Source organism: Paenibacillus sp. NN59 (genome assembly GCF_057597225.1).
In genome coordinates this window covers 6,090,091-6,106,079 of sequence record NZ_CP199678.1, presented here as the reverse complement: position 1 = coordinate 6,106,079, position 15,989 = coordinate 6,090,091, and the positions used below count along the sequence as shown (strand labels likewise).

The 15,989-nt window shown below is 47.3% G+C and carries 11 protein-coding genes; 8 read left to right on the top strand and 3 right to left on the bottom strand.

The window, feature by feature from the left end; all coding sequences use genetic code 11:
* Nucleotides 1-75: 75 nt before the first annotated feature.
* The 3 genes from ACT89M_RS26555 to ACT89M_RS26545 all read left to right on the top strand — a co-directional run bounded on the left by ACT89M_RS26555 (nt 76) and on the right by ACT89M_RS26545 (nt 5,735).
* Nucleotides 76-2,394, top strand: coding sequence for a helicase C-terminal domain-containing protein (locus tag ACT89M_RS26555; RefSeq protein WP_487344913.1), 2,319 nt, complete (start codon nt 76-78; stop codon nt 2,392-2,394).
* A 203-nt stretch (nt 2,395-2,597) separates the two neighbouring features.
* Nucleotides 2,598-4,094, top strand: a complete 1,497-nt coding sequence (locus ACT89M_RS26550; RefSeq protein WP_487344912.1) for an alpha-amylase — start codon at nt 2,598-2,600, stop codon at nt 4,092-4,094.
* A gap of 1,101 nt (nt 4,095-5,195) precedes the next feature.
* Nucleotides 5,196-5,735, top strand: a complete 540-nt coding sequence (locus tag ACT89M_RS26545) for a hypothetical protein (protein WP_154890188.1) — start codon at nt 5,196-5,198, stop codon at nt 5,733-5,735.
* Between the two features lie 101 nt (nt 5,736-5,836).
* Here the strand turns inward: ACT89M_RS26545 and ACT89M_RS26540 are convergent, their stop codons facing one another.
* The gene (locus ACT89M_RS26540) at nt 5,837-6,592 is read right to left on the bottom strand and encodes an MBL fold metallo-hydrolase (RefSeq protein ID WP_487344911.1); all 756 of its coding nucleotides are present in this window, start codon (nt 6,590-6,592) and stop codon (nt 5,837-5,839) included.
* Between the two features lie 302 nt (nt 6,593-6,894).
* Between ACT89M_RS26540 and uxaC the strand changes: the two genes are divergently transcribed.
* From uxaC to ACT89M_RS26520, 4 genes are all read left to right on the top strand, one after another.
* Nucleotides 6,895-8,334 (top strand): glucuronate isomerase, encoded by a 1,440-nt coding sequence (gene uxaC, locus ACT89M_RS26535; protein ID WP_308722659.1) that lies wholly within the window; start codon nt 6,895-6,897, stop codon nt 8,332-8,334.
* Between the two features lie 397 nt (nt 8,335-8,731).
* Nucleotides 8,732-9,310 carry a MarR family winged helix-turn-helix transcriptional regulator gene (locus ACT89M_RS26530; protein ID WP_186809703.1) on the top strand — a complete coding sequence of 193 codons (579 nt, stop codon included), beginning with the start codon at nt 8,732-8,734 and terminating at the stop codon, nt 9,308-9,310.
* Entirely contained in the window at nt 9,307-11,034 is a 1,728-nt protein-coding gene (locus ACT89M_RS26525; RefSeq protein WP_154890196.1) for an ABC transporter ATP-binding protein, read from the top strand. Before ACT89M_RS26530 ends, ACT89M_RS26525 begins: the two co-directional genes overlap by 4 nt.
* Entirely contained in the window at nt 11,031-12,914 is a 1,884-nt protein-coding gene (locus ACT89M_RS26520) for an ABC transporter ATP-binding protein (RefSeq protein ID WP_487344910.1), read from the top strand. Before ACT89M_RS26525 ends, ACT89M_RS26520 begins: the two co-directional genes overlap by 4 nt.
* Before the next feature lie 275 nt (nt 12,915-13,189).
* Here ACT89M_RS26520 and ACT89M_RS26515 read toward each other — a convergent pair whose 3' ends face one another.
* Nucleotides 13,190-13,852: a hypothetical protein gene (locus ACT89M_RS26515; protein ID WP_154890201.1), complete on the bottom strand. Its 663-nt coding sequence runs from the start codon at nt 13,850-13,852 to the stop codon at nt 13,190-13,192.
* Between the two features lie 468 nt (nt 13,853-14,320).
* On the opposite strand from ACT89M_RS26515, the gene ACT89M_RS26510 reads away from it, so the two are divergent.
* On the top strand, nt 14,321-15,217 hold the full coding sequence (locus ACT89M_RS26510; RefSeq protein ID WP_154984425.1) for a diacylglycerol/lipid kinase family protein: 897 nt from the start codon (nt 14,321-14,323) through the stop codon (nt 15,215-15,217).
* A gap of 35 nt (nt 15,218-15,252) precedes the next feature.
* On the opposite strand, the gene ACT89M_RS26505 is transcribed toward ACT89M_RS26510, so the two are convergent.
* On the bottom strand, nt 15,253-15,834 hold the full coding sequence (locus ACT89M_RS26505; RefSeq protein ID WP_154890205.1) for a GNAT family N-acetyltransferase: 582 nt from the start codon (nt 15,832-15,834) through the stop codon (nt 15,253-15,255).
* Nucleotides 15,835-15,989 lie beyond the last annotated feature (155 nt).

Below are 15,989 nucleotides of genomic sequence, written 5' to 3'. Positions count from 1 at the left end.
AATTTGCCAATAATCTGGTTAGAGGAACCTGTTTCATGATAAAGTAGAACCACTACAAGCAGAACGGGTGATCGTATGAAAACAACAATTCGGATATCAGTCAGGCCACTGGTCGAGTATGTTTATCGGAGCGGCAGCATCCGTCCTGGATTCCGCACCAATGCCTCGATGCAGGAGGGGACGCGAATCCATCAGCGTGTGCAGAAGGCATATACCGAAGAGGATTTAAAAGAAGTTGTACTTGAAGCCGAGCTTCAACATGGGGATTTGACCTACGTCATTGAAGGCCGATGTGATGGCTTGATTCGCTTGGAGGGGCAATTAACGGTGGATGAGATCAAATCCACGGCGGGTAACCTGGACGAACTGGAAGGCGGCCTCGACGTGCACTGGGCCCAGGCGAAGATGTATGCCTTTATGTATGCCGCTCAGCATGGTGAGCCGCGGATGCAGGTGCAGTTGACGTATGTGCATTCGGTGACGGGTGAAGAGCGGCGGTTTCGCCGCATGGCGGAGCGGCAGGAGCTCGAGCAGTTTGCGTCAGAAGTCATCGCCGGATATGCACCGTATGCGGAGATGATTGTTGCTTATGAAGCGGAGCGGGACGTTAGTGTGCGCGAGTTGCCGTTTCCTTTTCGCAAATACCGGGAAGGGCAGCGTAAGCTGGCAGGTGCAGTGTACAAAACGATTCGTGAAGGACAGGGACTTATGGCCAAAGCACCTACAGGCATCGGCAAAACCATGTCCGTGCTCTTTCCTACGGTGAAAGCCATCGGTGAAGGTGAGGCCAGTCGTTTGTTCTACTTGACCGCGAGAACGACAACGAGAGTGGCGGCGGAGGAAGCTTTTGCCCGGATGCAGGCAGAAGGGTTGAACATGCATGTCATCAGCCTGACGGCGAAGGACAAAATTTGCTTCAAGGACGAGGAAGCCTGCGATACAGGGCAATGCGGCATGTGTGAAGGGTATTATGACCGAATTAATGGTGCTGTGCTGGACATGCTGGAACATGAAACGTTGATGACACGGCCCGTTATTGAGCAGTATGCCCGCAAACATCGGGTGTGTCCGTTCGAGTTCTCGCTGGATGCGGCATATGCGGCCGATGCGGTGATCTGCGATTACAACTACATTTTCGATCCGCGTATTTCACTCAAACGGATGCTGGAGGAACAGAAGCGCAAGACGGTGCTGCTAGTAGATGAGGCACATAATCTGGTGGATCGTGGGCGTATGATGTTCTCGGCAGAGTTGGAAAAGGCCGTTTTTCTCGATGTCAAAAGAGAGTTCCAGACGCTGGGCAGCAGTGTGCCTGCCGCCAAAGCGATTGTGGATTATACCGGGGCCATCGACAAGTATCTGATCACCCTTCGTAAGAACGGCGGAGAAGAGGGCAAGATTATACAGCAAGAAGCGCCAGAGGAGCTGATTGAACGGCTTGAGCCTTTTGTCATGGTGGCGGAGCAATGTCTGGCCGAGGGTGGATCTGGCAATGCTGAGATGGATCAGCTGCTGCTCGATGCCTATTTTACAGCACAGAACTTCGTACGAATTGCCAGGTTATATGACGAGCGTTTTATCACCTATGCAGAGTGTGTCCGAAGCGAGGTACGGGTGAAATTATTCTGTCTGGACCCATCTTTGCTACTGCGGCAGACGGCGAAGGGCTTCCGCTCAACCATTCATTTCTCGGCAACCTTGTCACCTCTTCGTTATTATCGCGATATGCTGGGGGCAGAAGAAGAGGACTACACATTGCAGATTCCGTCGCCGTTCCACCGGGAACAGCTGGATGTTCGGCTCATGCCTCTGTCTGTGCGTTATAAAGACCGGGAGCGATCCAAACGCCCGATTGCCGAGATGTTACAGCAGCTCGTATCCGAGTGGCCGCGCAGCAACCTGCTGGTCTTTTTCCCTTCCTATCCGTACATGCGTGAAATCTATCAAGCATATACACAGCTTCCGGGGGCCAGCGATGCGGATACGGTGATGCAGGAGCAAGGTATGAACGAACAGGAGCGAGAGCAGTTCCTGGCGGCTTTCCAGCCGCATCCCGAGCGCACACGTCTTGTTTTTGCTGTAATGGGCGGTGTGTTCTCGGAAGGGGTCGATCTGCCAGGAGACCGTCTGAATGGCGTTGTCGTTGTAGGAGCAGGGTTGCCGCAGATTGGTCTGGAGAACAACGTGCTTAAGGATTATTTTGATAAATCAGGACGTAACGGTTTTAATTATGCTTATGTTTTCCCAGGCATGAATAAAGTGCTTCAGGCTGGGGGCAGGCTCATTCGAACGGAAGAAGATAAGGGTGTGCTCGTGCTAGTTGATGACCGTTTCACGCAGGAGCCGTATCGTTCTCTTTTACCTGACGAATGGATGGATTATAAACGGATTTGATGATGTTTACGTTTTTTATGTATTTATCGTGCTGTTTTCAGTGCTTTACGAAAAAATTTCTTTGAATTTCTTAACATTCTTTCATTTTCATGATTGAAACATAGGGCAATCGGGTTATAACTTGGTTAGCACGAACGAACAACGGCGATACCCTATCCGTTCCGCGGTCCGCTTCGAATGCAAATCAAGGAGGTCGGTTTGTGATGAAGAGAAATCATACCATGATGCAGTTTTTTGAATGGCATTTGGCTGCAGACGGAAATCATTGGAAGCGACTGGCTGACATGGCCCCGGAACTGAAAGCAAAAGGCATAGACTCTGTATGGGTGCCTCCTGTAACAAAGGCAGTGTCTGCAGAGGATACAGGTTATGGCGTATATGATCTGTACGATCTGGGTGAATTTGATCAAAAGGGTACGGTACGCACGAAATATGGCACCAAGCAGGAACTGGTGGAAGCCATCGCAGAATGTCAGAAGAGCGGCATTGTCGTTTATGTGGATCTCGTAATGAATCATAAGGCCGGAGCAGATGAAAAGGAAGTCTTTAAAGTGATCGAGGTTGATCCTAATGATCGAACGAAGGAGATTTCCGAACCATTCGAGATCGAAGGCTGGACGAAGTTCACATTCCCGGGCCGGGGCAACGAATATTCTTCCTTCAAATGGACATCCGAACACTTCAACGGTACTGATTTTGATGCAAAAGAAGAACGTACGGGTGTGTTCCGCATTGCCGGCGAGAACAAAACCTGGAATGAAAATGTCGATGATGAGTTTGGCAACTATGATTATCTGATGTTTGCGAATATAGATTATAACCACCCGGATGTACGGCATGAAATGATCGAGTGGGGCAAATGGTTGATCGATACGCTACAATGTGGCGGGTTCCGACTGGACGCGATCAAACATATTAACCATGAGTTTATCAAGGAATTTACTGCAGAGATGATCCGCAAACGCGGGCAAGATTTCTATATCGTCGGTGAGTTCTGGAATCCCAACCTGGATGCTTGTCGTACCTTTTTAGATACAGTGGATTATCAAATTGACTTGTTTGACGTATCGCTTCACTATAAATTTCATGAGGCCTCATTGGCTGGACGCGATTTCGATCTTTCCAAAATTTTTGAAGACACCTTGGTTCAGACTCATCCAACCCATGCGGTGACTTTTGTGGATAACCACGATTCGCAGCCCCACGAGGCGCTCGAATCCTGGGTTGGCGATTGGTTCAAGCCGAGCGCGTATGCACTGACGCTACTGCGTCGTGACGGATATCCCGTCGTCTTTTACGGCGATTATTACGGGATTGGCGGACCTGAACCGGTGGAGGGCAAAAAAGAGATTTTGGACATTCTGTTGTCAGCTCGTTGCAACAAAGCTTATGGAGAGCAGGAAGACTATTTCGATCATCCCAACACCATTGGTTGGGTTCGTCGCGGATTGGAAGAGTTTGAAGGCTCGGGTTGCGCAGTGGTCATCTCAAACGGAGATGACGGTGAGAAGAGAATGTTTGTCGGAGAGCATCGTGCAGGGGAAGTCTGGGAAGACCTGACCGGTAGTTGTGAAGATTCAATCACCATTGAGGAAGATGGCTGGGCTACGTTCCACGTCTGCGGCGGAGGGGTGTCCGTCTGGGCACTGTCTGAGCAGAATGAGGACTGCGGTGAAGACACTGTAGATGGCTCAAACTAGATGTTGAGAATCGCCAAAGTAATTGTTTGTGAATATTTGTAGGACAATGTCTCTGCATAAGTGATACGTAACAAGTAAAAAAGGTCGATATGATACAGCACTGCAACTAATAAATAAACCACCTGAAACTGAACGGTATCTTCACTCGTCCAATAGTAACCAACGAGTGGAGGACGTTCAAACAGACGCGTTGCTGCGTGCTGATAGTTCAGGTGGTTTTCCCATTTTAGTAACTTATAGTTTGGAAGCAGCTCTGGAACTCTAACGATCTCAGGAAGCCTTATTTGCCTCCAAACAGGGTCCTTGGAATTCTAACGATCCCAGTGGAGCTTATTTTGCTGAAATTCGGTCAAAATGCTATCATTTACAGCGAATTCATCCAAATAACGCTTCTGGTGATCGTTAGAATGTAAAACCCTTCAATATACGTAAAATAAGGTTTCTGGTGATCGTTAACGTACAATGGAAACTTAAAACAGAGTGTACACTGATGGAATTTCCCCGCATTTATATAGTCAGGCCTCTACTCTAGCTACTTCCTAACGACTTATCTACTCTCAATCTACTCTACGCACATCCCACTTATGCTTAACTACAACAACCAACCAACCAACCAACCAACCATCCAACATATTCACTACTTACGTCACACACATGACAGAGATTATGTGAGATTAATATTAGAATATATGCTACAATAATCCAAATATAGGGAAAAGTTTATTTGAAATCTAGACTAGTTAGGTCGTCTCACTCGAATTTACAAGAGAATATCAATGATGGTGGACACTTTTATTAACGTATTAAGTATCATGCTAGATATGTTGTTCATATGGATGAGCGATAAGTTTCGATAAGGGAATATATGAAAGAGAGAAGGGAGTTAGCACTGGCATGCATCGTAGAATTAAAACCAATACAAAAACAAAAACAAGGACAAGAACTACAATAACAACAATAACAACAACTGCAAGAACCAGAACTACAAGAACCAAAACTACAATAAACAGAACTACAAAAGTAAGAGCAAGAACGTCTGCCTTTTGGCTTGTCCTCTATCTGCTTGTAATAGCAATAAGTTTAACGGCGTGCAATTTTGGCGTGAAAGAAGGACCAAATGGAGAAGTTAAGCGCGCGGACAACTATACGTTTAACACAGAACGCAGGGATATAACCCAGCGGGTAACAAAGGATCAGGAGAGTTTCAAAGGAGCCTTGCCAGGAGAGTATCATCTGGCTGCAACGGTGGATGTAAACCCTGACCGAGAATCTGGAGTGGATGGGATCACCTATGAGGTTATGATTGATGAAGTTCGCATGCCGATGATGAATGTCATTCAAACCTTCACTCTCGATCCCGATATGTTTCAAGTTATTGATGCAGCTGAACTATTCCATTCGAATGTGGGCAATACATATGAAACTACGTTGCGGCCGGATAAAGAGCCGCTGGGATTAGGCTTATCCAGAAGTTATGTTCTGAGACCCAAATCCGAAATTAGCGCAGAATATCTTCAGAACTATACTGATGTGTATGTCAAAATCTCATATGGACCAGAAGATCAGCGGGAAGAGGATTATATTCACCTTCAAGCCAAGCCATCTTCAAGAATGATTGAATATATGAAGTTTTGGGAGTGATGAGAATAACGGGGGAACGGAGGGCCAGGGATCGTCCTGCCCCCTAATCTCTCATTCCCATGCCGATGATCTGTTCTATTTTGTAGGCCATAGCCCGTTTACTAATATGCCCCCAACTCAAAGGACTCCAGCGTGCCAGCCATGCGCAGATCACCCGCGTACACACGGTTGAATGCTGCGCGTTTGTCCGCATCGGCATATTCATCATGATAATGCATCAGTACCGTTTTCCGTCTCACTTCAGCGGGGAGCTGCTCCAGATCCTTCAGTGACGTATGGGATTTGATCACCAGGTCATGCATATGGCATTCATGGAAAATCAACTGCACATCGGGTGCAACCCGTTCCACTCGCTCACGATCCAGCGTGCTGTCTGCACTATAGTAAAAATAAGGCTTTACCATCAGCCCGTTGCTGACCATGCCGGGAACATGCTGCGTGCGAAACGTCTCGAACTTGACCCCGCCAAGCTCAAAACTTCCGCCATCCGGAAGCGGAATCACATCATAATAGTCACTCATTGTACGCTCGCCGTCTGTTGTATACCGCATCCCTGGAGAAAGGATGTTCCACAGTGGGTCAACCAACTCTTCATGAATGAACAGGCGTGGTTTGCGATCACCGACAATCTGTGCATAATAGCCGAGCATCTGAACCCCATTAATATGATCCTCATGTAGATGGGTGATAAACACATTATGAATACCTGTCATCGCGAATCCGTATTCCTTGAGCGCTTTGGCATTGGACTCTGGAAAATCAATGACCAGATGTGTATCGCCGAATTCAGCGAGCATACTGTTGTGATGCTGTTCAACACTAAACATATCTCCTGTGCCTAGAAAAGTGATTTTCATCGCATTTCATCTCCTTGTTTGGCAAATGTAAGACCGCTGTAGGGTCAAGCTTCCATTGCAATAACCTGTACTGATTCTATCTTAGTATATCAATATTGATATTAGTAACATCAGCATCGATCTTTAAATCGGTATCATTGACGTTAAATCCAGTATACTGTGTTTCCAAGAGTGTGCCTAAACCAACCTTTTTTGAGAACGCTATCATTTTATATTGAACTTTAGGCGAAAACGGTGTAGCGTAAAGATGGAAAGTGAACCTAAATGAACGTAAACTCACCTAAAGGGAGCGTGCAAGGCGAATGAAATCTTTTCTGGATGAACAATTTTTACTTCACAATGAAACGGCGGTCAAGCTGTACGAGCAGTATGCGAAAGACATGCCGATTATGGATTATCACTGCCACCTCAGTCCTCAGGAAATTTACGAGAACAAAACATTTGGCAATCTGACAGAGGCCTGGTTGTACGGCGATCATTACAAATGGCGTCTGATGCGGGCTAACGGTGTTGAAGAGAAGTATGTAACGGGCGGCGAAGGGGTAACGGATTATGACCGTTTCCTTGCGTATGCCAGAACAGTGCCGATGATGATCGGCAACCCGCTGTATGCATGGTCTCACTTGGAATTACAACGTTATTTCGATGTACATGAAGTGCTTAATGAGACAAGCGCTCCAGCGATCTGGGAAAAAGTAAATGCCAAACTGACCGGCGAAGGCTTCGGTGCGCGTGATCTGATTACCAAATCCAATGTCACCGTGGTGTGCACCACCGATGATCCAACGGATTCTCTAGAATATCACCTCAAAATTCAGGAGATTGAAGGTTTCGATACAGCAGTTCTGCCGTCTTTCCGTCCGGACAAAGGACTGGAATTGAACCGGGATACTTTCATCGAGTGGGTAGGCAAGCTTTCACAGGTTGCGGGCACAGCCATTACGGATTATGACTCATTCCTGGCTGCGCTGGAATCCCGCGTGGAGTTCTTCCATTCCGTAGGCGGCCGTGTCTCTGACCATGCACTGGATTATGTGCCTTATGCTACAGCGACACGCGAGGAAGCAGCCGCTGCATTTGCCAAAGCACTCGCTGGTGAGAAGGTTTCGCGCGCGGAAGAGGACGGATACAAGACGGTTACACTGACATTCCTTGGCAAGCTGTATGCAGAGCGTGGCTGGGTCATGCAGTTCCACATCAATGCAGCTCGTAACAACAATACGAAAATGTTCAAGAAGCTCGGGCCTGACACAGGGTACGATGCTGTGAATGATACGCCATTATCGGCGGCTGTTATTGGATTGCTGGATACGTTGGAGCAGCAGGATGCTTTGCCAAAGACAATCCTCTACTCCCTTAATCCAAGGGATAATGAAGTGCTGGCAGCCATTATTGGTAGCTTCCAAGGTGGAGGCGTACCAGGTAAAATTCAGCTTGGCGCTGCATGGTGGTTCAATGATACGAAGGATGGCATGCTCGCTCAGATGAAGGCACTCGCGAATGTGGGATTGCTCAGCCGTTTTGTCGGCATGTTGACCGATTCCCGAAGCTTCCTCTCGTATACGAGACATGAATATTTCCGCCGCCTGCTCTGTAATCTGATTGGTGAATGGGCAGAACAAGGTGAAGCACCAAACGATTTGGAACTGCTCGGTCAGATCGTGCAAGGCATATCCTATAATAATGCTAAAGACTATTTCCCGTTTGCTGCTGTGCCGAAGAGTGTATCTGCTTCAAAATAAATATCGATTCAACAGGTCTGCTTTAAAAAATCTATTCAGGAAATTCTATTTTTAAAAAAGCTCTCTACTCCCTTCGTTTGGTCTTAATCAAACTGATGGGTTGGGGGCTTTTTGTCATGGGATGGCTAAGAGTAAACATGCTGTCAAGTAGAAGCGCAAGTGATTATATGGGTGTTCAGATAGTATTGGAATGCTCTCTGATATTGGATGCTTTTGACATGGATGAAATGATTGACATATACAAAAGCTGATAATATACTTAGGTAACCTAATTAATTGATTAACTATTAAATTGGTCATCTATTAAATCGGTAGGCTATTAAATACAAGTCCTATCTAATAGACAGGCGATGATTATTTTATGGAACATGATGTTCCGAAGAAGGAGGGTGATGTGATGACTGGCATAGATCCGGTAGCCCAGAAGCTTTTATATTCCATTATGCAGTTTAACAAAGGCAAATGGAGACAACATAAACCACATGGGCGCAATCACAACGAAATTATGGTACTCGCTTGTTTGCTTCATGGTGCACATCCAGGGGAGCGTATGGATTGGCGGGATAATCCGCCTGATTTCGAGAGCCATCTGAACCAGGAGCATCCGGGTTTAAAAGTGTCCGAAATTAGCGCATTAATGCGTGTGAAATCACCAACGATTACGCCCGTGATTCGTGGCCTGGAGGATGAAGGGCTGGTTGAGCGGACGATGGACCCCGAGGATCGGCGGGCGGTGCGGATTACAATTACAGATGCAGGCCGAGCAATTATTCGTGCAGCCCATGAAGAACGAATGGCTACCTTCAACAGACTGGTTGAACATTTGGGCGAAGAGGATAGTTTGCAACTGGCGGAACTGCTCAGCAAGGTGTATACCTTCTTTGATGCACAGGTTTCCGGTCACGATGAGGGACATGAAAACGACAATAAAGCACCTGATACAGAAACAACCGAACAAGGAGATGATACGCCATGATGAAGTTATTTCGCATGTTGAAGCCCTATCGTATTCCGATTATTTTTATTTTGGCGCTCATCTTTCTGCAAACGATGGCGGAGCTGTACCTGCCAACGTTAATGGCTGATATCGTCAACCTGGGTATCGTCAAAGGTGATGTACCTTATATCTGGAAAATTGGCGGTTTCATGCTGCTGATTGCCATTGGCGGAACCACATGTTCCATTATCGCGAGTTATCTGTCTTCGCGCACAGCGGGCGGATTTGCCAAACAGCTACGCAGCCGAGTGTTCCGGCATGTTGAGAATTTCTCGCTGCAGGAATTCGACAAGCTTGGCACAGCTTCACTGATTACGCGTACAACCAATGATATTACACAGGTACAGAACGTATTAACGATGATGCTGCGCATGATGATTATGGCTCCGATGATGTGTATCGGGGGGATTTTCATGGCCGTTTCTCAGGACGCGAAGCTATCCACCATCTTCCTCGTTGTTCTGCCTGTACTTGCAGGAGCAATCGCCTTAATCGGTTCCAAAGGATTTCCGTTATTCAAGCAAATCCAGAAAAAGCTGGACCGGCTTAATCTGGTTCTGCGTGAACAGCTGACAGGTATCCGGGTTGTTCGTTCTTTTAACCGTGGCGAGCATGAGCGTGTTCGTTTCAATGGGGCAAATACGGAATTAAGAGATGCGTCGATTAAGGTCAACGTCCTGATGGCGACAGTTATGCCGGTGATGATGCTGGTCATGAACTTTTCGATGATTGCGATTCTGTACTTTGGTGGTCTGCGTATTGATGGCGGTCATATGAACATTGGTTCCCTGATTGCCTTTGTACAATATGCGATGCAGATTATGTTCTCACTGATTATGGTATCCATGATTTTTGTCATGATTCCAAGAGCATCAGCTTCCGCAGAACGGATTAACGAAGTGCTGGATATGCAACCTGATCTGTCTGATCCTGCGCAGCCTCGCACAATGAAATCGATGCAGGGAACGATTGAGTTTGACCATGTCACTTTCCGCTATCCGGGTGCAGAAAATGCTGCGTTGTCCGATATCTCGTTCACGGCTCGTTCCGGTGAAACGACAGCGATTATCGGCGGTACGGGCTCGGGTAAAACCACATTGCTGAGCCTCATTCCGCGTTTCTATGATGTGACCGAAGGTACTGTGCGTGTGAATGGAACCGATGTGCGGGAGCTTAAACAAGAAGAACTTCGATCCAAAATCGGGTTTGTCCCGCAAAAAGCTGTCCTTTTTACCGGTACGGTTGCAGATAACATTCGGCAAGGTAAGGATGATGCGAGTATGGATGAAGTGATTCATGCGGCACGTACGGCCCAAGCCGAAAACTTCATCTCCGAGATGAAGGAAGGGTATGACAGCCTGATTGCACAAGGCGGGAATAATGTGTCAGGTGGACAGAAACAACGTTTGTCCATTGCACGCGCACTCGTTCGCCGTCCTGAAATTTATATTTTCGATGACAGTTTCTCGGCCCTTGATTTTAAAACGGATGCCAAACTTCGTGCTGCGCTCAAATCGGAAACGACGGAAGCGGCTGTGCTGATCGTAGCTCAGCGGGTAAGCACGGTTATGGATGCAGATCGTATTCTCGTTATGGATGAGGGTGAAATTGTCGGTTCGGGAACACATAGAGAGCTGCTGGAGAACAATGAAGTGTACCGCGAGATTGTATCCTCCCAGCTGACTGAGGAGGAGATCGCATGAGTGAACGTACAGCACCACGCAAAACACCGAGCAACCCAGGCGGACCAGGACATCCTGGCGGCGGAATGGGCATGCGGCCTCCTGTCGAGAAAGCGAAGGATTTCAAAGGCACACTGCGCCGCCTGGTTCAGTATCTTCGGCCACACAGCTCTCGTCTGATCTTTGTTTTGATCGCTGCCATTTTAAGTACCGTGTTTGGCATAATTAGTCCGAAGATTATGGCAGAGGGTACAGATATTCTTGCCCATGGAGCCATTGCGATTATGCAGGGTGTGCAGGGAGCCGGGATTGATTTCCCAGCCCTGATGCGAGTATTGTACCTGTTGCTTGGACTTTATCTGCTCAGTGCTGCTTTTGCGTATGTACAGCAATATCTGATGGCGGGTGTAGCTCAGCGGGTCGTCTATGATATGCGCGAGCAGATCAGTGCCAAGGTTGGACGTTTGCCACTGAAATATTTCGATTCCCGTACACATGGTGAGACGCTTAGCCGTGCAACCAACGACGTGGACAATATCAGTAACACGCTGCAACAAAGTTTGGCCCAGTTTATTACGTCCGTGGTGACGATTGTGGGTGTCATCATTATGATGCTGACGATCAGTCCATGGATGACGCTGATTACAATTTTGACTTTACCGCTTAGTGTCATTGTGGTTATGCTGGTGGCTTCCCGTTCGCAGAAACATTTTGCCGGACAGCAGAAGTCACTCGGTGAACTGAATGGTCATGTCGAAGAAATGTACACTGGCCACAAGGTGGTCAAAGCCTTTGGACGTGAGGAACAATCTGTACAGCAATTTGAGAAAGTGAATGAAGAACTGTATGCATCGGGTTGGAAAGCCCAGTTCATTTCCGGGATTATTATGCCCTTGATGAACTTTGTCGGAAACCTGGGATATGTGTTGATCTGTGTGGTCGGCGGGATTTTTGTTACTCGGGGTTCGATCTCCATCGGGGATATTCTGGCCTTTACACAATATTCTCGGCAATTCACACAGCCGATTAACCAGATTGCCAACATCTCCAACATTATTCAATCCACGATTGCTTCGGCAGAGCGCGTGTTTGAACTACTGGACGAGGAAGAGGAAGTTCCAGAGGCCAAACAACCTGCAACGTTGCGTTACCCGACAGGGGCTGTAGCTTTTGAGACAGTGGATTTTGGCTATAAAGAAGATGAACTGCTCATTCGCAATATGAATATTAATGTGGCACCAGGTCAGACTGTAGCTATTGTTGGACCGACAGGTGCCGGGAAAACAACGCTGATTAACTTGCTTATGCGGTTCTATGAACTCCAGAGTGGCCGGATTACCATTGATGGCATTAACATTAAAGACATGTCCCGTGGTAATCTGCGCGGTCTGTTCGGTATGGTGCTTCAGGATACGTGGCTGTTTAACGGTACAATCCGGGATAATATTGCGTATGGACGGGAAGGCGCAACGGAAGAGGAAGTGGTTAATGCCGCTGTAGCTGCCCATGCTGATCATTTCATTCGCACACTGCCGGACGGTTACGATACGATTTTGAATGAAGAGGCGTCCAATATCTCTCAAGGTCAGAAACAACTGCTGACGATTGCGAGAGCGATTCTGGCGAACCCGTCCATCCTGATTCTGGATGAAGCAACCAGTAGCGTTGATACACGGACCGAGGTCTTTATCCAGAAAGCGATGAATGAGCTGATGCAAGACCGTACAAGTTTTGTTATCGCTCACCGTTTGTCTACCATTCGTGGTGCCGATCTCATTCTTGTCATGGATCATGGTAACGTGATTGAGCAGGGCAATCATGAGGAACTGATGGCGAAGCAGGGCTTCTATGCGGATCTGTATAACAGTCAGTTTACGGAGCAGCAGCCGCAGGCGATCTAACAGATTAGAGTGGATATCTAAAAGGCTGTCAGGACCCGTCAGGATTGTCTAGAACCATAGTTTTTTGGAAAAATAGAACCTCCGCCACGGTGCTCTTCGCACCTCTGGTGTAACATAAATCCAAACAAACGGGACGTCGCAGTCATTGCACTGCTTCGTCCCGTTTGTGTTATCACTGCTATGCCACAACGTTTTCCTGCGGATAGATGTTGTGCCTTGTCCCGCCAGCCATGTTCGCTTGCAGATATGCAATGTATGGAAGACAATTTAACGTACTATTTAAGCCTTGGTCTCCACAGGAAACCCTTCTTACCTTCACTGGTGCTCTGATGGTCCTGTTTGATTTCCTCTTCCTCTTTCGTATCAGCATGCTGCTTTGTTTCATGTTCAGCTATATCCTGCAAGTTTTCCTCAAGGTGATGGCGGGTAGCTTCCTCCAGTGATGCCGTTGCCGGTTCGCCAGGCAGGCCTTCGCGCTGTTCAATCATACGTTTAACCACTTCATAACAGTCGTCGATGTGTTTGTTGCCCACATACCGCATGGCAGTGAAGCTGAGAGCGGCGGCGAGACCTTGCCCCGCAAACGGAACAAACTTGGCGACCGATTTAGTCGCTACTCGTACACCCACCCGTTTGAGCACCTGAACGACTAATTCCTTCGTGACCATGCGGCCGATGATTTTACTCCCGATCGACATCACAAATCCGTAAATCATGGACTTCGTCTCAGGGTCCATGCCGTCGAGCTGTTTTTGAGATAATCCGAATTTATTGTTAATGGCAGGTAACAGCTGCATCAGCATGCCCACATCAGCGATGACATCTGTACCGGGAAGAGGTACGAGTGTGGAGCCAGCAGAAGCGGTTGCTCTTTTGCGAACCATCGTACGGCATTCCTTGCGAACTTGCTCTAATTGCTCCATTGTAGCTGGAATCATAGGGAATTCCTCCATTCGTGTATAGTGTACATATAACCGTTTTGAAGCGAATTGAATGGGTTGCTCCCGCGAAGTTGTTGCTTATATCTCATAGGTTGCGGAGGAACCTTTTTTCTCATGCATACATCCGGTTAAAGCAGGTAATGGCTATAAGACCGGAGATGCGAAACCATGATAATAAATGATGGTAATCATGTGGCTCCAGACAGAACAGAAGCTTTATTTTTATAAAATAAAATACAACTCACGTTGCCAAAAATGAATGAAAGTAGCTTGTCCTGTACAGCTATCTGGTATTACGCATGAACAACAAAAACGATGCATATTCCGTCTGTCGCTTCTTTATATGAAGTTTCACCTTCACAACCACGGTTCGCATGTCACGATCATGCGCTGAGCCATGGTTTTGTTTATCACTTCAACCTTTTTGGGTAAAGGGAAACAAGCATTGGAATGGAGGAAAGCAGCATGGAATGGAATAAAGCCTTGTTAATACATCATCTTCATGCAGGGAAAGCCAATCGGGAGAATACATTAGGTCTGGTCACAGGCGTACTTGCTCCAGCTATTCATGAATTGGTCGTGGTTCGTACGGATGAACCGGGTGAAGGAGAGAAGCTGTGCCGGAAGCGCGGGGAAGAGTTCGATGTGGTGTTTATTCTAGGCGGCGATGGTACGGTGCATGAGTGTGTAAACGGGCTGGCATCCTTGCAAAATCCTCCACAGATCGGCGTACTTCCAGGCGGTACATGTAATGATTTTGCACGATCACTTGGGATTTCCCCGGATGCGGAGACAGCAGCACAAGAGATGCTGTCAGGTCGAGTTATCTCGGTGGATGTGGGACGAGCAGATGATCGGGTGTTTACGAACTTTTTCGGAATAGGGCTCATCAGTGAGGCTTCACAGAACATTAACGAGAATTTAAAAGGGGCGCTCGGCAAAGTCAGTTATTTCATCAGCACACTCCAGACGATAACCCGTTCCGATCCATTTCAGTATGAGCTAGAGATCGATGGAGAGCGGACAACAGGCGAAGCGGTGATGATCTACGCGGCGAATGGACGTTTTCTGGGCACGAATGCGTTACCTTTTGCTCCGGATGCGTTGCAGGATGGTAAGTTGGATGTGCTTATTATTCATGAGACAGGCATTCCACTTCTGCGTGAGGTGCTTTCACATAAGCCAGAGGGAGAATGGCAACCGCGGAATGAGAGTATTTCCTACTTCAAGGCGTCGACGTTGAAAATAAAAACAGATGTACCGATGCCGGCCGATACGGATGGCGAATTGTACATGGAGACACCCGCCGAGCTGTCGGTGCTGGCGGGTCATCTGCATTTCCTGACCGGGGCGGAGGAATAACCTCCCCGGTTTTTGTATTTTTTGCGTGAACTCTATCATTTGTCTATTTTCAGATGTTTCTCCCGGAATTCATGCTCAAGAATGCTCATCAGAATGGCATCATGATACTGATGATTGTAGTACAACATGTCCCGCTTCACGCCTTCACGCTGGAAGCCGAGCTTCTCATACGTATGAATGGCGCGTTCGTTAAACGCAAAGACATCCAGTTCGATCCGATGCAGATTGGCAATGCCGAAGCCGTAGTCCAGCATAAGTAGCAAGGCTTCACTACCATATCCCTTGCCTTGGTTAGCTGGCTGATCAATGGCGATGCGAATATGTGCACTGCGATTTTTGGCATGCATGTCCATCAGGGCGACATCGCCGATGATTTCGTCTGTGTTTTGTAATGCAATAAGCAGGTTTAGGCGTGAGTCGTCTTGAGCTAAACTCTCTACATACTTTTCAACCTGAGAACGGGTAAAGCTCGCTTGAGTTCCTGTTTGTTTACGCATTTCGGGCTCAAACAGGCTTGGATAATAAGCATCGACATCGGTGATATCGAATGGGCGCAGGTAAATGCGTTCAGTCTGCATGAGTTTGGCGATGCGATTTGTAGATGTAGGGTGTGACATAGTTTTGTTTTCCTCCTGATCTATTCAAGCAAACTTGTGGGGCCTGTAAGGCATATAGCGTGTTGTTTCGCCTGAATATTGTTTGTAAGTCCTTGCTTCTGACATGAGTATATCCCAATACTGTATACTTCCAAATATACAGTTTTAACAAAATG